The organism is Streptomyces sp. NPDC051217, from assembly GCF_044455465.1.
In the GTDB taxonomy this organism is placed as follows: Bacteria; Actinomycetota; Actinomycetes; order Streptomycetales; family Streptomycetaceae; genus Streptomyces.
Genome location: NZ_JBITEV010000008.1, coordinates 314,217 through 330,512 on the forward strand (window position 1 = coordinate 314,217; position 16,296 = coordinate 330,512).

The 16,296-nt window shown below is 69.9% G+C and carries 16 protein-coding genes and 1 rRNA gene; 3 read left to right on the forward strand and 14 right to left on the reverse strand.

Features of this window, described 5'->3' with window-relative positions; genetic code table 11:
* Window positions 1-22: 22 nt before the first annotated feature.
* From ACIBBB_RS20610 to ACIBBB_RS20630, 5 genes are all read right to left on the reverse strand, one after another.
* Complete coding sequence (locus tag ACIBBB_RS20610; protein ID WP_398983903.1) at window positions 23-1,678, reverse strand: uroporphyrinogen-III synthase; 1,656 nt, start codon at window positions 1,676-1,678, stop codon at window positions 23-25.
* Window positions 1,675-2,643 (reverse strand): hydroxymethylbilane synthase, encoded by a 969-nt coding sequence (hemC, locus tag ACIBBB_RS20615; RefSeq protein WP_398983905.1) that lies wholly within the window; start codon window positions 2,641-2,643, stop codon window positions 1,675-1,677. The genes ACIBBB_RS20610 and hemC overlap by 4 nt, the downstream gene beginning before the upstream one ends.
* Window positions 2,640-4,010: a glutamyl-tRNA reductase gene (locus ACIBBB_RS20620; protein ID WP_398983907.1), complete on the reverse strand. Its 1,371-nt coding sequence runs from the start codon at window positions 4,008-4,010 to the stop codon at window positions 2,640-2,642. The genes hemC and ACIBBB_RS20620 overlap by 4 nt, the downstream gene beginning before the upstream one ends.
* Complete coding sequence (locus tag ACIBBB_RS20625) at window positions 4,007-4,771, reverse strand: redox-sensing transcriptional repressor Rex (protein WP_069629975.1); 765 nt, start codon at window positions 4,769-4,771, stop codon at window positions 4,007-4,009. Before ACIBBB_RS20625 ends, ACIBBB_RS20620 begins: the two co-directional genes overlap by 4 nt.
* 322 nt (window positions 4,772-5,093) lie before the next feature.
* Window positions 5,094-5,369: a glutaredoxin family protein gene (locus ACIBBB_RS20630; protein WP_398983910.1), complete on the reverse strand. Its 276-nt coding sequence runs from the start codon at window positions 5,367-5,369 to the stop codon at window positions 5,094-5,096.
* Between the two features lie 162 nt (window positions 5,370-5,531).
* Here ACIBBB_RS20630 and ACIBBB_RS20635 point away from each other — a divergent pair, with 162 nt between their 5' ends.
* From ACIBBB_RS20635 to ACIBBB_RS20645, 3 genes are all read left to right on the forward strand, one after another.
* Window positions 5,532-6,476 (forward strand): HAD family hydrolase, encoded by a 945-nt coding sequence (locus tag ACIBBB_RS20635; RefSeq protein ID WP_398983913.1) that lies wholly within the window; start codon window positions 5,532-5,534, stop codon window positions 6,474-6,476.
* Window positions 6,477-6,740: 264 nt separating this feature from the next.
* Entirely contained in the window at window positions 6,741-7,541 is an 801-nt protein-coding gene (locus tag ACIBBB_RS20640; RefSeq protein ID WP_398983915.1) for an ECF subfamily RNA polymerase sigma factor, BldN family, read from the forward strand.
* Between the two features lie 233 nt (window positions 7,542-7,774).
* Window positions 7,775-8,992: a DUF5667 domain-containing protein gene (locus ACIBBB_RS20645; RefSeq protein WP_398983917.1), complete on the forward strand. Its 1,218-nt coding sequence runs from the start codon at window positions 7,775-7,777 to the stop codon at window positions 8,990-8,992.
* A 74-nt stretch (window positions 8,993-9,066) separates the two neighbouring features.
* Here ACIBBB_RS20645 and ACIBBB_RS20650 read toward each other — a convergent pair whose 3' ends face one another.
* The 9 genes from ACIBBB_RS20650 to rrf form a co-directional block, all read right to left on the reverse strand.
* Window positions 9,067-10,269, reverse strand: coding sequence for a lysophospholipid acyltransferase family protein (locus ACIBBB_RS20650; protein ID WP_398983919.1), 1,203 nt, complete (start codon window positions 10,267-10,269; stop codon window positions 9,067-9,069).
* A gap of 1 nt (window position 10,270) precedes the next feature.
* Window positions 10,271-11,308, reverse strand: coding sequence for an NAD-dependent epimerase/dehydratase family protein (locus ACIBBB_RS20655; RefSeq protein ID WP_398983921.1), 1,038 nt, complete (start codon window positions 11,306-11,308; stop codon window positions 10,271-10,273).
* 267 nt (window positions 11,309-11,575) lie between these two features.
* Window positions 11,576-11,674: a 30S ribosomal protein bS22 gene (locus tag ACIBBB_RS20660; protein ID WP_003948845.1), complete on the reverse strand. Its 99-nt coding sequence runs from the start codon at window positions 11,672-11,674 to the stop codon at window positions 11,576-11,578.
* Window positions 11,675-11,784: 110 nt separating this feature from the next.
* Window positions 11,785-11,997, reverse strand: coding sequence for a helix-turn-helix domain-containing protein (locus ACIBBB_RS20665; RefSeq protein ID WP_014046653.1), 213 nt, complete (start codon window positions 11,995-11,997; stop codon window positions 11,785-11,787).
* A 128-nt stretch (window positions 11,998-12,125) separates the two neighbouring features.
* Complete coding sequence (locus ACIBBB_RS20670; RefSeq protein WP_398983923.1) at window positions 12,126-12,941, reverse strand: phosphatase; 816 nt, start codon at window positions 12,939-12,941, stop codon at window positions 12,126-12,128.
* Between the two features lie 134 nt (window positions 12,942-13,075).
* On the reverse strand, window positions 13,076-14,248 hold the full coding sequence (locus ACIBBB_RS20675; RefSeq protein ID WP_398983925.1) for an acetoin utilization protein AcuC: 1,173 nt from the start codon (window positions 14,246-14,248) through the stop codon (window positions 13,076-13,078).
* Entirely contained in the window at window positions 14,217-15,440 is a 1,224-nt protein-coding gene (locus ACIBBB_RS20680) for an MFS transporter (RefSeq protein WP_398983927.1), read from the reverse strand. Before ACIBBB_RS20680 ends, ACIBBB_RS20675 begins: the two co-directional genes overlap by 32 nt.
* A gap of 43 nt (window positions 15,441-15,483) precedes the next feature.
* Window positions 15,484-16,128: an HAD family hydrolase gene (locus ACIBBB_RS20685; protein WP_398983929.1), complete on the reverse strand. Its 645-nt coding sequence runs from the start codon at window positions 16,126-16,128 to the stop codon at window positions 15,484-15,486.
* Between the two features lie 77 nt (window positions 16,129-16,205).
* A 5S ribosomal RNA gene (gene rrf, locus ACIBBB_RS20690) occupies window positions 16,206-16,296 on the reverse strand; the annotation flags it as partial.

Sequence of the window (16,296 nt, forward strand, 5' to 3'; positions counted from 1 at the left end):
CCCCGCCCCGGGGGGCCACCGCTCATGTCGTACGCCGACGCCTCGAACCCGGTCGCCGTTCGCTCGGCCGGGTGACCGTTTCTCCGGCGTCCCGCGCCGCTTCCCGGCGCGCCGCGCCGAACGCCGCCAGCGCCTCCGCCAGCTTGTGCACCGAAGGCTCCGGCGCCAGCACGTCCACTCGCAGCCCGTGCTCCTCCGCCGTCTTGGCGGTCGCGGGGCCGATGCACGCGATGACGGTCACGTTGTGCGGCTTGCCCGCGATGCCGACCAGATTCCGCACGGTGGACGACGAGGTGAACATCACCGCGTCGAAGCCCCCGCCCTTGATGGCCTCCCGCGTCTCGGCCGGCGGCGGCGACGCGCGCACGGTCCGGTAGGCCGTGACGTCGTCGACCTCCCAGCCCAGCTCGATCAGCCCGGCGACCAGCGTCTCCGTGGCGATGTCGGCACGCGGCAGGAACACCCGGTCGATCGGGTCGAAGACCGGGTCGTACGGCGGCCAGTCCTCCAGCAGCCCGGCGGCGGACTGCTCACCGCTGGGCACCAGGTCCGGCTTGACACCGAAGTCGACCAGCGCGGCGGCGGTCTGCTCGCCGACAGCGGCGACCTTGATCCCCGCGAAGGCACGGGCGTCGAGCCCGTACTCCTCGAACTTCTCCCTGACCGCCTTCACCGCGTTGACGGACGTGAAGGCGATCCACTCGTAGCGCCCGGTGACGAGCCCCTTGACCGCGCGCTCCATCTGCTGGGGCGTACGCGGCGGTTCGACCGCGATGGTCGGGACCTCGTGCGGTACGGCGCCGTACGACCGCAGCTGGTCGGAGAGCGAGGCGGCCTGCTCTTTCGTGCGCGGGACGAGCACCTTCCAGCCGAACAGCTGCTTCGACTCGAACCACGCGAGCTGGTCGCGCTGCGCGGGCGCGCTGCGCTCCCCGACCACGGCTATGACCGGCTGATGCCCGGACGCCGACGGCAGGACCTTCGCCTGCTTCAGCGTGAGCGCGATCGTGCCGAGCGTCGCGGACCAGGTGCGCTGCCGCGTCGTCGTACCGGCGACGGTGACCGTCATCGGCGTGTCCGGCTTGCGGCCCGCGGCGACGAACTCGCCCGCGGTCGCGGCGACCGTGTCGAGCGTCGCCGAGACGACCACCGTGCCGTCGCTCGCGCCGAGTTCGGTCCAGCAGCGCTCACCGGCCGTACGGCTGTCGACGAACCGGACGTCGGTGCCCTGGGCGTCCCGCAGCGGGACGCCCGCGTAGGCGGGCACCCCCACGGCGGCGGCGATACCGGGCACGACCTCGAAGGGAATGCCCGCGGCGGCGCACGCCAGCATCTCGGCGCCGGTGTCGCCGTCGAGACCGGGATCCCCGGTCACCGCACGGACGACCCGCTTGCCGCCCCGCGCGGCCTCCATGACAAGATTGACGGCATCCCTGATCGCGGGGATACCGGCGGCTGTTGACGCATCGTCAACAATCGTCAGCTCAGGCGTGCTCACACCCGCACGCGCATGGCCGCGTACGATTTCGAGCACATCAGGCTCGGCGATCAGTACCTCCGCCCCCGCGAGCGCCTCGACGGCGCGGAGTGTCAGCAGACCCGGATCCCCGGGTCCGGCACCGAGGAAGGTGACGTGCCCTGATGCGGAGACGGCCGGATGGTCGGCGATGGGGCTCAAAGTGCTCGCTCCCCCATAAGACCGGCCGCACCCTTGGCGAGCATCTCGGACGCGAGTTCGCGACCGAGCGCGACGGCGTCGCCGTGCGACGTGGGTACGGGACCGGTGATGGACAACTGCACGAGCGTCGAGCCGTCGGTCGTGCCGACGACGCCCCGCAGGCGCAGTTCGTTGACAAATCGCGCGTCCTGTCCGTCGCCCAGCAGGTCGGCCAGGGCACCCACAGGTGCGCTGCAACCGGCCTCCAGGGCGGCGAGCAGGGAACGTTCCGCGGTGACGGCGATCCGCGTGTGCGGGTCGTCGAGGCCGGCGAGTGCGGCGGTGAGTTCCAGGTCGGAAGCCACGCATTCGACGGCGAGTGCCCCCTGGCCGGGGGCCGGCAGGACGGAGTCGACCGACAGGAAGTCGGTCACCTCAGCTGTCCTGCCGAGGCGGCCCAGACCGGCCGCGGCCAGTACGACCGCGTCGAGCTCACCGCCGTGGACGTAGCCGATACGGGTGTCGATGTTCCCGCGTATCGGCACGGTCTCTATGAGCAGGCCGTGGTCACGGGCGTGCGCGTTGAGCTGCGCGGTGCGCCGCGGGGAGCCCGTACCGATCCTGGCGCCGTGCGGCAGCCGGTCGAGGGTCAGCCCGTCGCGGGCGACGAGCACGTCCCTGGGGTCCGCACGGCGCGGTACGGCGGCCAGCGCCAGGCCCTCGGGCTGCGCGGTGGGCAGGTCCTTGAGCGAGTGAACGGCGAAGTCGACCTCGCCGCGCAGCAGCGCCTCGCGCAGCGCCGTGACGAAGACACCGGTGCCGCCGATCTGGGACAGCTGCTCAGGGGAGGTGTCGCCGTACGTGGTGATCTCGACGAGCTCGACGGCCCGCCCGGTCAACTCCCTCACGGCGTCGGCCACTTGCCCCGACTGGGCCATGGCCAGCCTGCTGCGCCTGGTCCCGAGTCTCAGTGTCTTCCCGGTCATACCCGCCCTCGGTTCTTGACGTCGACCGCGTTCCGGTCGCCGACCTCGTCGCGGTCCGCCCGGCTGACGGCGGCGACCGTCTGCGGGTCGAGGTCGAAAAGTTCGCGCAGCGCGTCGGCGTAACCGGCGCCGCCCGGCTCACCGGCGAGTTGCTTCACCCGCACGGTCGGGGCGTGCAGCAGCTTGTCCACGACGCGGCGTACGGTCTGGGTGATCTCGGCGCGCTGGCGCTCGTCGAGGCCGGGGAGCCGGCCTTCGAGACGAGTGATCTCGCTGGTGACCACGGAGGCGGCCATGGCGCGCAGGGCGACCACGGTCGGGGTGATGTGGGCGGCGCGCTGGGCGGCGCCGAAGGCGGCGACCTCTTCGTTGACGATCCGCCTGACCTGGTCGACGTCGGCGGCCATCGGGGCGTCGGCGGACGCCTCGGCGAGGGACTCGATGTCGACCAGCCGGGCGCCGCGCAGACGGTGGACGGCCGCGTCGATGTCGCGGGGCATGGCGAGGTCGAGGAGCGCGAGCTCCCGGACAGGGCCCAGGGCCGCCTCGACGGAGTCGGCGCTCAGCACGAGCCCGGTGGCGCCGGTACAGGAGACGACGATGTCGGCACGTGTCAACTCGGCGTCGACGGAGCCCATGTCGACGGCGCGGGCCCCGACCCCCGTACCGCCGGGCTCGCCCAGGATCGTCACCAGCCGGTCCGCGCGGGCCGCGGTGCGGTTGGCGACGACGATCTCGGCGACTCCGGCGCGGGCGAGTGTCGCGGCGGCGAGCGAGGACATCGACCCGGCGCCGATCACCAGCGCCCGCCGGCCCCCGGCCCAGGCCCGGACGTCCGCGCCGGCGGCGAGCTGTTCGAGACCGAAGGTGACGAGCGACTGCCCGGCCCGGTCGATCCCGGTCTCGCTGTGGGCGCGCTTGCCGACGCGCAGCGCCTGCTGGAAGAGGTCGTTGAGGAGACGTCCCGCGGTGTGCGACTCCTGGCCGCTCGCGAGCGCGTCCTTGATCTGGCCGAGGATCTGCCCCTCGCCGACGACCATCGAGTCCAGTCCGCAGGCCACCGTGAAGAGATGGTGGACGGCGCGGTCCTCGTAGTGCACATAGAGATACGGGGTCAGCTCGTCCAGGCCGACGCCGCTGTGCCGCGCCAGGAGCGTGGACAGCTCGGCGACGCCCGCGTGGAACTTGTCCACGTCCGCGTAGAGCTCGACCCGGTTGCACGTCGCGAGGACGGCCGCCTCGGTCGCGGGCTCGGCGGCGAGCACGTCCTGAAGGAGCTTGATCCTGCTGTCCGGTGACAGCGACGCCCGGTCCAGCACGCTCACGGGCGCGCTGCGGTGGCTCAGACCGATGACCAGAAGACTCATGCCGGCATCACGGCGGGGACTTCCCCGTCGGGTCCCTTCCGGCTCGCGGCGGTGGAGCGGATCGGCGGCGGGGTGCCGGCCTCGGCCGCGGCGGCTTCCTCACCGGCCTTGCGCTGCTCGTGGAAGGCGAGGATCTGGAGCTCGATCGAGAGGTCTACCTTCCGTACGTCCACGCCGTCCGGCACGGTCAGCACGGTCGGCGCGAAGTTGAGGATCGAGGTGACGCCGGCGGCGACGAGGCGCTCGCAGACTTGCTGGGCACCGCCCGCCGGGGTCGCGATGACCCCGATGGAGACGCCGTTGTCGCTGATGATCCGCTCCAGCTCGTCCGTGTGCTGGACCGGCATCCCGGCGACCGGCTTGCCGGCCATCTCGGGATCGGCGTCGATCAGCGCGGCGACCCGGAAGCCGCGGGAGGCGAATCCGCCGTAATTGGCGAGCGCGGCGCCGAGATTGCCGATGCCGACGATGACGACCGGCCAGTCCTGAGTGAGGCCGAGTTCACGGGAGATCTGGTAGACGAGGTACTCCACGTCGTACCCGACACCGCGCGTGCCGTACGAGCCGAGATACGAGAAGTCCTTGCGCAGCTTCGCGGAGTTGACCCCGGCGGCCACGGCGAGTTCCTCGGACGACACGGTGGGCACGGAACGCTCGGAGAGTGCGGTGAGCGCCCGCAGATACAGCGGAAGCCGGGCGACCGTGGCCTCGGGGATTCCTCGGCTACGGGTCGCCGGTCGGTGAGTTCGGCCAGTTGCCACGGTGCTCCTGCGGGATGAGCGGGGCTGCAGGCGGCCGTATGTCCCAGGACCGCCCCGTCCTGTGCAGGTTATGCCTTTGTGAACGCGTGCACAAAGATTGTGTCCGCTTTGTCCGAGCAAAGTGACCGGCGTCACGCGACCCGTACGAGGGATCTTGGAACCCTCGACCGCACCGACCCGTTCAACCCATGATGGGGGCAAAGCAGCACAACTCCTCATGACCACGCCCCCGAGACCGCTTTCTCCGCGCCCGCCGGAGCCGGTCGTCCCGGCTCTTCGGAAAAGGCTCGGCAAAGCGCCCACGATCGTAACCGTCTTTCTGTCAGGTCCCCAGTTCCTTGCGGAGACGATCGGCGTCCACGCGCCAGAAAGTGTGCTGCTCGCCGTCCACGAGCACGACCGGGATTTGCTCCCAGTAAGCGCGGCGCAGCTCTTCGTCGACCGTGATGTCCTTCTCCTCCCAGGACGTCCCGGTCTCGGCGCACACCTCGGCCACGACGGCGCGCGCGTCGTCACAGAGATGACAGCCGGGTTTGGAGACGAGCGTCACCACACGCTCGGCCGGATTCTTCTTCTTGCGACGACGGAGAGGGCTCATGACGTCCATTCTCCGCGTCCCGCGACAGCCCCGGTCCCCCCGCCCTGCCGGGCGGCCCCTCCCCGACCCGCTCACGCCTCCCCCTCCGCCTTCCCGGAGAGTTCACACCGACGGCACCCCCGCGCGTCCGGAAGTACCGAACAGACTGGCTATGCTCACGCTATGGCCGCACTGGGATGGCTCACCCCCCGTAAGCGCTCCGCGACAGCACGGAGCGTGCTCGCGGGTGAGGCCGCAGCAGAGGCAGGACTCAAGTCGTCGCAGGAGATCGACGGCGTCGGCGCGACACCGACAGGTATCGCCGACCCGGCCGTGCCGGACTTCCCCGTCTTCGGTGACGCACGCGCCGCCGCCTTCTTCGACCTCGACAACACCGTCATGCAGGGCGCCGCGATCTTCCACTTCGGACGCGGGCTCTACAAGCGGAAGTTCTTCCAACGCCGCGAACTGGCCAGATTCGCCTGGCAGCAGACCTGGTTCCGGCTGGCCGGCGTCGAGGACCCGCAGCACATGCAGGACGCCCGCGACAGCGCGCTGTCCATCGTCAAGGGCCACCGGGTCTCCGAGCTGATGTCCATCGGCGAGGAGATCTACGACGAGTACATGGCCGACCGCATCTGGCCCGGCACCCGCACCCTCGCCCAGGCACACCTCGACGCCGGGCAGCAGGTCTGGCTGGTGACCGCCGCGCCCGTCGAGACGGCCACGATCATCGCCCGGCGCCTCGGCCTGACCGGCGCGCTCGGCACCGTCGCCGAGTCGATCGACGGCGTCTACACCGGCAAGCTCGTCGGCGAGCCGCTGCACGGCCCGGCGAAGGCCGAGGCGGTACGGGCGCTGGCCACGGCCGAGGACTTCGACCTGGACCGCTGCGCGGCGTACAGCGACTCGCACAACGACATCCCGATGCTCTCGCTCGTCGGACATCCGTACGCGATCAACCCGGACAGCAAGCTCCGCAAGCACGCCAAGGACCGCGAATGGCGGCTGCGTGACTACCGGACGGGCCGCAAGGCGGCCAAGGTCGGCATCCCGGCCGCGGCCGGTGTCGGCGCGCTGGCGGGCGGCACGGCCGCCGCGGTGGCGCTCCACCGCCGCCGCCGCTGACTCACCGCTGACTCACTCAGCCACAACAGATCACGTCAGCTGACAGATCGTGACGTCAAACGATCAATATCTGCTCACGATGTGCTACTTGATTCGCCGTATAGGCGTAACAGAAGCGACGTAATCGATGATTTGAGCAACTGGGTGTAGTGCTGCCTGTACGAAGCGTTATTCTCCTCAGACGCATACCGGACCCCACACGTCGCCACGACGAGTGAACGGTCCCGCACTGAACGTGATGGAAGCTCTGCCTCTGGGAGTCCCGTGTACCCACACGTCGGGGTTGACGCCTCGGGCCTGGCTACGCTGCGCGCATCGGTCCTCGACCGCTTGCGCGGCTTCGTCCCCACCGCGTACGCCGTCCCCGCCTACGCCGCCGCGGCCCCTGCCGTGAGCGGCCCGATTGGTCCTTGCTATGCCCTGGCGAACGGTGGTGCGGCGGTCGGCAGACGGGGAAGCCGAAACAGCGCCACCACCGCCGCCTCCACCCCTGTCCGCCGCCCCACGGCGGACAGCGACAGCGCCCGCATGATGGAACTCGTCGAGCGCGCCCAGGCCGGCGAGGCCGAAGCGTTCGGCCGGCTGTACGACCAGTACAGCGACACCGTCTACCGCTACATCTATTACCGCGTGGGCGGCAAGGCAACCGCGGAGGACCTCACCAGTGAGACCTTCCTGCGCGCCCTGCGCCGTATCTCCACGTTCACCTGGCAGGGCCGCGACTTCGGCGCCTGGCTGGTCACGATCGCGCGGAACCTGGTCGCCGACCACTTCAAATCGAGCCGTTTCCGACTGGAAGTGACCACCGGCGAAATGCTCGACGCCAACGAGGTCGAGCGCAGCCCAGAGGACTCCGTCCTTGAGTCCCTCTCCAACGCCGCGCTGCTCGAAGCCGTACGGAAACTCAACCCCCAGCAGCAGGAGTGCGTGACCCTGCGCTTCCTGCAAGGGCTCTCCGTCGCCGAGACCGCCCGGGTCATGGGGAAGAACGAAGGAGCGATCAAAACCTTGCAGTACCGGGCCGTGCGCACGCTGGCGCGGCTGCTCCCGGAGGACGCCCGCTGACACTTGACGACACTTGACGACTCTCGCCGACACGTGGCGACCGGTCCGGCGCACCGTTCAACTCACCGTCGGTGACGCCTCGATGACGCGCTGGTCCGATCATCTTTCGCGCGTAACCCAAGTGCCGCGACGCTCGTTGTGCGGGATGCAGGCTCCCTGTGGATGCGCTCAAGGCGTGCAACCTTCCGAACCCCCAGGGGAGTCGATCGTCATGACGAGAGGAGGTGCCGCCAGTGATCGCGAATGTCTCGGCACACCGGCGGGCGAACGCCTTCGCCCAGGCCCTGGAAGACCGGACGCCCCAGGGCGAGGCGGCGGAGCAGCCCGCCGCGTCGGCCGAACCGACTGAGCAGGGGCGGCTGTTGGCCCTGGCGACCGGTCTCGAAGAGCTACCGAGACCCACGCTGGACCCCGAGGTCAAAGTGGTGCAACGAGCACAGCTCGTGGCAGCCATGGAGGCCATGCTGCTGGAAGGCACGGCGGGCGGACCCGCGTCCGCCGGCCCCGCGGTGCCCGAGCAGCGGCGGACATCCGGGAGGGGAGCCCACCGGGCGTCCCCGCTCCGCAAGCTCCGCCCCCGATCCCGCTGGTCGAAAGGGCTCGCGGCCGGGGGTCTCACCGTCGGTGTGGCCGCCGGCGCCTTCGGCGGAGTGGCCGCCGCCAGTTCCGACGCCCTGCCCGGTGATTCGCTGTACGGGCTGAAGCGCGGCATGGAGGACTTCAAGCTGGGCCTGGCCGACGAGGACGCCGACCGCGGCGGTCTCTACCTCGACCACGCCTCGACCCGGCTGAACGAAGCCCGCCGACTGCTGGAGCGTGGCCGTTCCGGAGCGCTCGACCACGAATCGCTCGGCGAGATCCGCCGGGCGCTCAACGGCATGAAGCACGACGCCAGCGAGGGCCACCGGCTGCTGAACCAGGCGTACGAGAAGGACGGCAAGATCAAGTCGATCGCGACGCTCTCCTCGTTCTCCGCGTCGCACCGCGCCATCTGGGACAGCGTGCGCCACCAGTTGCCACCGCAGCTGAGCGACGTGGGCAGCCAGGTCAACTCGGTGTTCGACGCCATAGACGAAGACGTCGCTCCGCTTCAGTCGCTACTGCCACGCACGCCCGACAAGGACCGGCGCAAGCAGGATCCGGGCGGCGCCGCCAATGAGTCCCACGGCTCGGGCGGCGGTGCGGACACCGGCCCGGCGCCGTCGAAGTCGGCCCCCGACACGGGCCGTACGGACGACGGCGGGAAGCCGAGCCCGTCCGGTCCCGGAACCACGGAGGACAACGGGCTGCTGCCCACCGCCCCCGGCGATCTGCTCAACCCGCCGTCGGGCAACGGCCTTCCGTCGGCGCCCGGCCAGGGCGGCATCCCGCCGGCCCCGGACGTCACGATCCCGCCGCTGCTGCCCGACCTGCTGCCGGGTCTGGGCATCGACACGGAGGACGTGGACTGACGCAAGCGGGTATCCGAGTGGAGGCGAGGGCCGACGGCCCTCGCCTCTTCTCATGCGTGCTGTCGGAACGTGCGTCAGAAGAAGACCGACCGACGCTGTACGAGCAGCTTGTAGAGCGTGTGCTGGATCTGCTCCCGTACCTGATCGGTCAGGTTGAACATCAGCATCGGATCCTCGGCCGCCTCCGGCGGATAGCCGTCCGTCGGGATCGGCTCGCCGAACTGGATCGTCCACTTCGTCGGCAGCGGCACCGCGCCCAGCGGCCCGAGCCACGGGAACGTCGGCGTGATCGGGAAGTACGGGAATCCCAGCAGCCGGGCCAGAGTCCTGGAGTTGCCGAGCATCGGGTAGATCTCCTCCGCCCCGACGATCGAGCACGGCACGATCGGCACACCCTGCCGCAACGCGGTCGAGACGAAACCGCCCCGCCCGAAGCGCTGCAACTTGTAGCGCTCGCCGAAGGGCTTTCCGAGGCCCTTGAAGCCCTCCGGCATCACGCCGACGATCTCGCCGCGCTGGAGCAGCCGTTCCGCGTCCTCCGCGCAGGCCAGGGTGTGACCGGCCTTGCGCGCGAGTTCGTTGACGACCGGCAGCATGAACACCAGGTCGGCGGCGAGCAGCCGCAGATGGCGGCCGGCGGGATGGTTGTCGTGGACGGCGACCTGCATCATCAGGCCGTCCAGCGGGAGGGTGCCGGAGTGGTTGGACACCACCAGGGCGCCGCCGTCCGTGGGGATGTTCTCGATGCCCTTCACCTCCACGCGGAAGTAGTTCGCGTAGAGCGGCCGGATCAGCGACATCAGGACCTGGTCGGTGAGTTCCTTGTCGTACCCGAACTCGTCGACCTCGTAGTCGCCGGTGACCCGGCGCCGCAGGAAGGCGAAGCCCTGGGCGAGCCGCCGGTCCCAGGGGCCGGCGGCGGGCCGGCCCTCGGCAGCGGGCTCGGGCTCGGGCTCGGGCCGGACATCATCCGACCCGGCGGCGCCGGCCCGAGTCGGATCCGACGGTGCCGCGTCCGGCGCGGACGGTTCGGGGTTCCGCGCCTCGCCGGTCCCGGTGTCCTGCGTCCCGTCCGGCTGATCGGGAACGGACGAGAGCGACTGCTGCCCCGAACCCGACTGGGACGAGGCGGATTTGGCTCGCCCCTGCGCGCGCTTCGCGGCGGCGTCCTTCGCCGCCTTCGAAGCCCCGCCGCCGGTACCGGCGGCGCCGCCCAACCGCGCCGCGCGCCGTGACCGGGGCTCTTCGCCGAAGGGGATGACCTTGGCATCGGCCATGTCAGATGCGCTCCTTGCTGACGAGGGTGGCGAACCGGTCGACCGCGTCGGCGACAGCCTCCGGCGGCAACAGCCCGGCACCCCTACTACGTGCGAAGTCCGTGAAGGCCTCCGCCGTGGTGTACGTGGGTACGAACCCCAGTGTCTCGCGCATCTGAGCCGTGCTGACGACCCTGCCGTGGGTCAGCAGCCGGATCTGCTCCGGCGAGAAGTCCGTCACACCGAGCGTGCGCAGCGCGGAGCCGACCCAGGTCACCGCCGGCAGCAGAATGGGCACCGTCGGCCTGCCCAGGCGCCGGGAGCACTGTGAGAGCGACAGCACGCCGTCACCGGCGATGTTGAAGGTCCCGCTGTTGAGCGTGCCGCGCCTCGGCTCGTGCAGCGCGATCCGCAGGACGTCGATGACGTCGTCCTCGTGGACGAACTGGAGCCGAGGGTCGTAGCCGAAGACCGTCGGCAGCACGGGCAGCGCCAGATACTCGGCGAGCGGTGAATCCGCCGCGGGCCCCAGGATGTTCGCGAAGCGCAGCACGCACACGGCGACATCGGGACGGCGGCGCGCGAACCCGCGTACGTACCCCTCGACCTCCACCGCGTCCTTCGCGAAGCCGCCGCTGGGCAGCGACTTGGGCGGGGTGTTCTCGGTGAATACGGCCGGGTCCCGGGGCGCGGAGCCGTACACGCTCGTACTCGACTTGACGACCAGGCGCTCGACGGTGGGCGACTTCTGGCAGGCGCCGAGCAGTTGCATCGTGCCGATGACGTTCGTCTCCTTGACGGCCGTGCGGCCACCGGTGCCGAGCGGTGTGCCCGTGACGTCCATGTGCACGACGGTGTCGACGGAATGCTCGGCCAGGACGCGCGCTATGGCGGGCTGGCGGATGTCCGCCCGTACGAAATCGGCACCGCCGAGACTGTGCTCGGGAGCGACGGCGTCCACACCGATGACCCGGTCCACCTCGGAGTCGCGCAGGATTCTCCGTACGAGGCGGCTGCCGAGCTGGCGGGCCACTCCGGTCACGAGCACGACCTTGCCCAAGATCAGCGCCTTCCCCTGAATTTGATGTCCGACGGGGGCACATTGCTTGTCCCAGCCGTCACCGTAGCGGGTCGCCGCAGCCAGACGACGGGTGCACGAGGCTCTTCTCAGGAGCTTCGCGAATCTTTGACCCGAACCGACCTCGACGCGGATCGCTCAACACGGATCGGCCGGACCGTGAATCGGACCGAAAAAGGGGAGCCGTAACGCACCACGGCCCCCCCACCTGCATGGTGGAAGGGCCGCGATGTCACGTACAGCTGTCGCTCACTTCTTGTTACGACGCTGAACGCGGGTGCGCTTGAGCAGCTTGCGGTGCTTCTTCTTGGCCATCCGCTTACGCCGCTTCTTGATAACAGAGCCCACGACTACCCTCGCTCACTTCTCTTCACTCGGTGCGGGGCGTCTGGGCCCACACGACCTACGTTGGCCCAGCCTACCCGTCACCGAGTGAGGGACGTAATCCGAGGGAAATCTCAGGCGGATTCGACCCCCACGAAAGACTCGCGGAGATACTCGTGAACCGCTTGCTCCGGAACCCGGAAAGACCTGCCCACCCGGATCGCCGGCAGATGACCACTGTGCACCAATCGATACACGGTCATCTTCGACACTCGCATGACCGAGGCGACTTCCGCCACGGTAAGGAACTTGACCTCGTTGAGAGGCCTCTCGCTGCCAGCAGCCATGACCCACCTGTACCTTCCGCACCCGACGCGCACCGGCTTCCCCTCCGGTGACTCTTCGTCGCTGTGCGCTCACACCCCAGACTAGGGGCGGGTGGTACGAGTGGGGAAGAGGAGCAGCACATGGTCGCCTACTGTGACAGACACGCTCGATTGAGTACATAGCGAGTCAGTGGACGGTAGTAATCGGACCGGACACCGTCGTCAACCGGAACCACTACGGACACGCGACCCTCCGCCTCACCGACGAAGAGCGCCGGATCGTCGGTGTCGGCGAGCCCGATGGCTTCAATGCCCAACTGACCTGCCCCGCAGACCCATCCGTGGTCTCCGACGACGAGCTCCGGCAGCGGCCCGCCGACCTCCGCCGCGCCGTCCAGCGCGACCCGAACAGGGAGGGGAGAATGGCTGTGCGCGCCGGTCTCACTCCCCGCGTGCGAAGCTTCGGATTCCCGCACCAACGCGACTCCCCGTACGTAGTCCAGGCTGTACGTGCGTACCCCGAACCGGGTCGTTATGTCGATACATCGCCCCTTCGCCGGGGTGAGGACGACGCATCCCGCCGCCGACAAAGCGTCTGCCAACCCTGCGTAGAAGCCGATCAAACGGTGCGGATGCCCGGTACCGAACAGCACGGGAGCCCGCCGGCCGGCGGCCGCGCCGAGCCGCTCGGCGAAGGCGTCGAGGCTGCTCAAGGTCCGCTCGGGGTCGATGACATCGCCGCCCGAGACATGCGCCGGATCGCCGGAGACGCCGCACCGGTCGGCCATGAGACGCAGCAAGTCGCGCTCGCGCCAGGCCCGTTCGGGGGTGAGGCCCAGCGTCGCACGCGGATCACGTGCGGCGAAGAGCCGGTAACTGCGCAGGCTCTGCTCCCGCGTGGTGGCCACCCGACCGGCCAGTCCGGCGGCCAGCAGGTGGGCCCGTAGAGCGTCGGTACTCAGCACGGTCCCGATGGTCCCGCACCTCGGTGGACGCGGGACCAAAACCGTTGCGGGACCGCACAGTTGGCGTAACCGGGGGCGTGCGGCGGGCCGCGCTGTGCGTCGTGCGGGGGGGCGGCGGCGGGTGGTGCCACGCGTCAGGCCAGCAGTCCTCGCAGCGGGAACGACGCCTTGCGGGTCGCGAGAATCGCCTGGTCCAGCCGGTCCGCCGGATCGTAACCCGCGTCCCACGGCTGCCAGTCCGCCGTACGCCCGTCCGTCATCCGCCGCGGCGCCGACTCACGCGTACGGGCGTAGACCTCGTCCCGCCACTCCTCCGGCACCGCCGTCTTCGGGTCGATGGGCGCGTGCGCCGCGATCGCCACCAGATGGGTCCAGGAGCGCGGCACGACGTCCACGATCGAATATCCGCCACCGCCGAGAGCGATCCAGCGGCCCTCGTCGACGTACTCGTGGGCCAGTTCGTGGCAGGAGGCCTGCACGGCGCGCTGCGCGTCCAGGGACACCGCGAGATGGGCCAGCGGGTCCTCGAAGTGCGTATCGGCGCCGTGCTGCGTCACCAGCGCCTGCGGCCGGAACTCCGCGAGCAGTTCCGGCACGACGGAGTGGAAGGCCCGCAGCCACCCCTCGTCGCCCGTCCCCGCGGGCAGCGGAAGATTGACCGCACTGCCCTCACCCGCGCCCTCGCCCGTCTCCTCCGGCCAGCCGGTCTGCGGGAAGAGCGTGCGGGGATGCTCGTGCAGCGAGATCGTCAGCACCCGCGGGTCGTCCCAGAACGACGCCTGGACGCCGTCCCCGTGGTGCACGTCCACGTCCACGTACGCGACGCGCTCCGCGCCCAGCTCCAAGAGGCGGGCGATGGCGAGCGAGGCGTCGTTGTAGATGCAGAAGCCCGAGGCCGAGCCGGGCATCGCGTGGTGCAGGCCGCCGGCGAAGTTCACGGCGTGGCTCGTCTCCCCGCGCCACACGGCCTCGGCCGCGCCGACCGACTGCCCGGCGATGAGCGCGGACGCCTCGTGCATGCCGGAGAAGGCCGGATCGTCGGGTGTCCCGATGCCGTACGAACCGTCTGCGGACCTCGGATCGGCCGAATACCGCCGTACCGCCTGGACGTAAACCTCGTGGTGAACGAGTCTCAGCGTCGAATCCCCGGCGGAGGGCGCGGAGACCACGTCCACCTTGCTGTCGAGCCCGTACGCGTGTACAAGCTCCCTGGTCAGGGCAAGCCGCACCGGGTCCATCGGGTGACTCGACCCGAAGTTGTAACCCGTTACGGCGTCATCCCACATCAGCTGCGCGCGACCGGTCATGCCTGCCACCGTATCGGGCGGCCCCGTCGGCGAACGACGGGGCGTACACCAGGGTCACAAGGATCATGAGCATCGGTACGAGCATCGCGCCCCGGTAGCTCCACACGTCGCCGAGGGCGCCGACGAGGGGCGAACCGATGAGGAACCCCACGTAGTTGAAGATGTTCAGCCGGGCGACAGCCGCGTCGCTGGCGTCGGGAAACATCCGCCCGGCGGCGGCGAAGCACTGCGGTACGAGAACGCAGAGACCGAACCCGAGCATCGTGAACCCCAGGATCCCCACCCACGCGCCGGGCGCCGGCGCGACCACCGCGAATCCGGCGGCGGCGAAGAGCGCCCCGAACCGCACGACGGCGACCGGCCCGAAGCGGCGTACGCCGAGGTCACCGGCGGCGCGCCCGAGGAGGGTGGTGACCATGTAGGCGTTGTACGGGACGGTGGCGACCTCGTCGGAGCTGCCCAGGACGTCCTGGAGGTACTTGGCGCTCCAGTTGGAGACGGTGGAGTCCCCGATATAGGCGAAGGTCATGACGAGACAGAGCGGCAGGAGGGCCTTGAAGGCCACGCTGCCGCCGGCGTCCTTGGCGGTGGTGACGCCGGCCGGTTGGCGGGCGTCCGCGTCCGTGTACCAGCGGCTTCCGACGAGCGCGGCCGGCAAGAGCACGACGACGACAGGCAGATAGGACACCAGCAGCGACAGATCCCAGTGCGCGCCGGCCCAGGCGAGCGAGGCCCCGGCGATGCCCCCGAGGCTGTACGTGGCGTGGAAGCCGAGCATGATGCTGCGCCCGTACGCTCGTTGAAGGCGCACGCCCAGCATGTTCATCGACGCGTCGAGCGCACCGACCGACAGTCCGAACGCGCCGAGCGCGACGGCGAGCTGCCATACCTGATCACCGGCGGCCACACCGAGGAGAGCGAGCAGCACGAGGGGCTGGGCCCACCGCAGTACGACGCGGGGCCGCACGCGCACGACGATCTTCTCGGTGAGCACGCTCCCCACACCGGCGAGAATCGGCACGGCCGCGAGGAACACCGGGAGCACTCCGTCGGATATCCCGTACCGGTCCTGGATGGCGGGAATGCGCGTGACGAGAAGAGCGAAGGCCACGCCCTGCACCAGGAAGCTCAGCGCCAGGGACACCCGTCCGTGTCTCAACCGCACATCTGTGTTGACCGGTATGCCTGTCATGGCCGGACAGCGTATGGCTCAGCGCTACCCAGGGGGAGATGGATCAACCAAGCAGTTCCGGGAGCTCGGTCATCGAGGAGAAGTACCCGGCGGCTCCCGGCAGCTCCTCGGCAGGGGTCATCGCGGTGAACGCGTACACATCCATCCCGGCCGCGCGCGCCGCGGCCACGCCGAGCGGACTGTCCTCCACGACGACGCATCGGGCGGGCGCCACACCCATCCGGTCGGCGGCGTGCAGGAACAGGTCAGGGGCCGGCTTGCCACGCCCGACGTCCTGCGCGCTGAAGACGATCCCGGGCTCGAACCACCGGTCCAGCCCCGTCTTACGGTGTCCCACCCGGATCCGCTCATGGCTCCCGGACGAGGCGACACAGTACGACTGCCCGTCGGCGACCAGCTTGGCCAGCACCTCGGGGACACCCTCCACGGGCTTCAACTCCCGCTCGAAGGCGGCGAAGACGCGACTGTGCAGGGTGTCGTCGAAGTCCCCGGGCAGCTGCTGCCCGGTTCTCTCCAGGATGAGGTCGTGCACGCGGTGGACCGCGGAGCCCATGTAGTCGCGGAGGGAATCCTCGTACGTGGTCGGATGACCGAGTTCGGTGAGATAGCCGGCGAGGATGGTGTTGGAAAGCGGCTCGCTGTCGACGAGGACGCCGTCGTTGTCGAAGATAACCAGTGCATAGCGCATGCGCCGACTGTAAACGGCTCCTGAACGCAAAAATGCCTCGGCCCCCGGACAAAGTCCGGGGGCCGAGGCGAATGATTGTTCGGCGGCGTCCTACTCTCCCACAGGGTCCCCCCTGCAGTACCATCGGCGCTGAAAGGCTTAGCTTCCGGGTTCGGAATGTAACCGGGC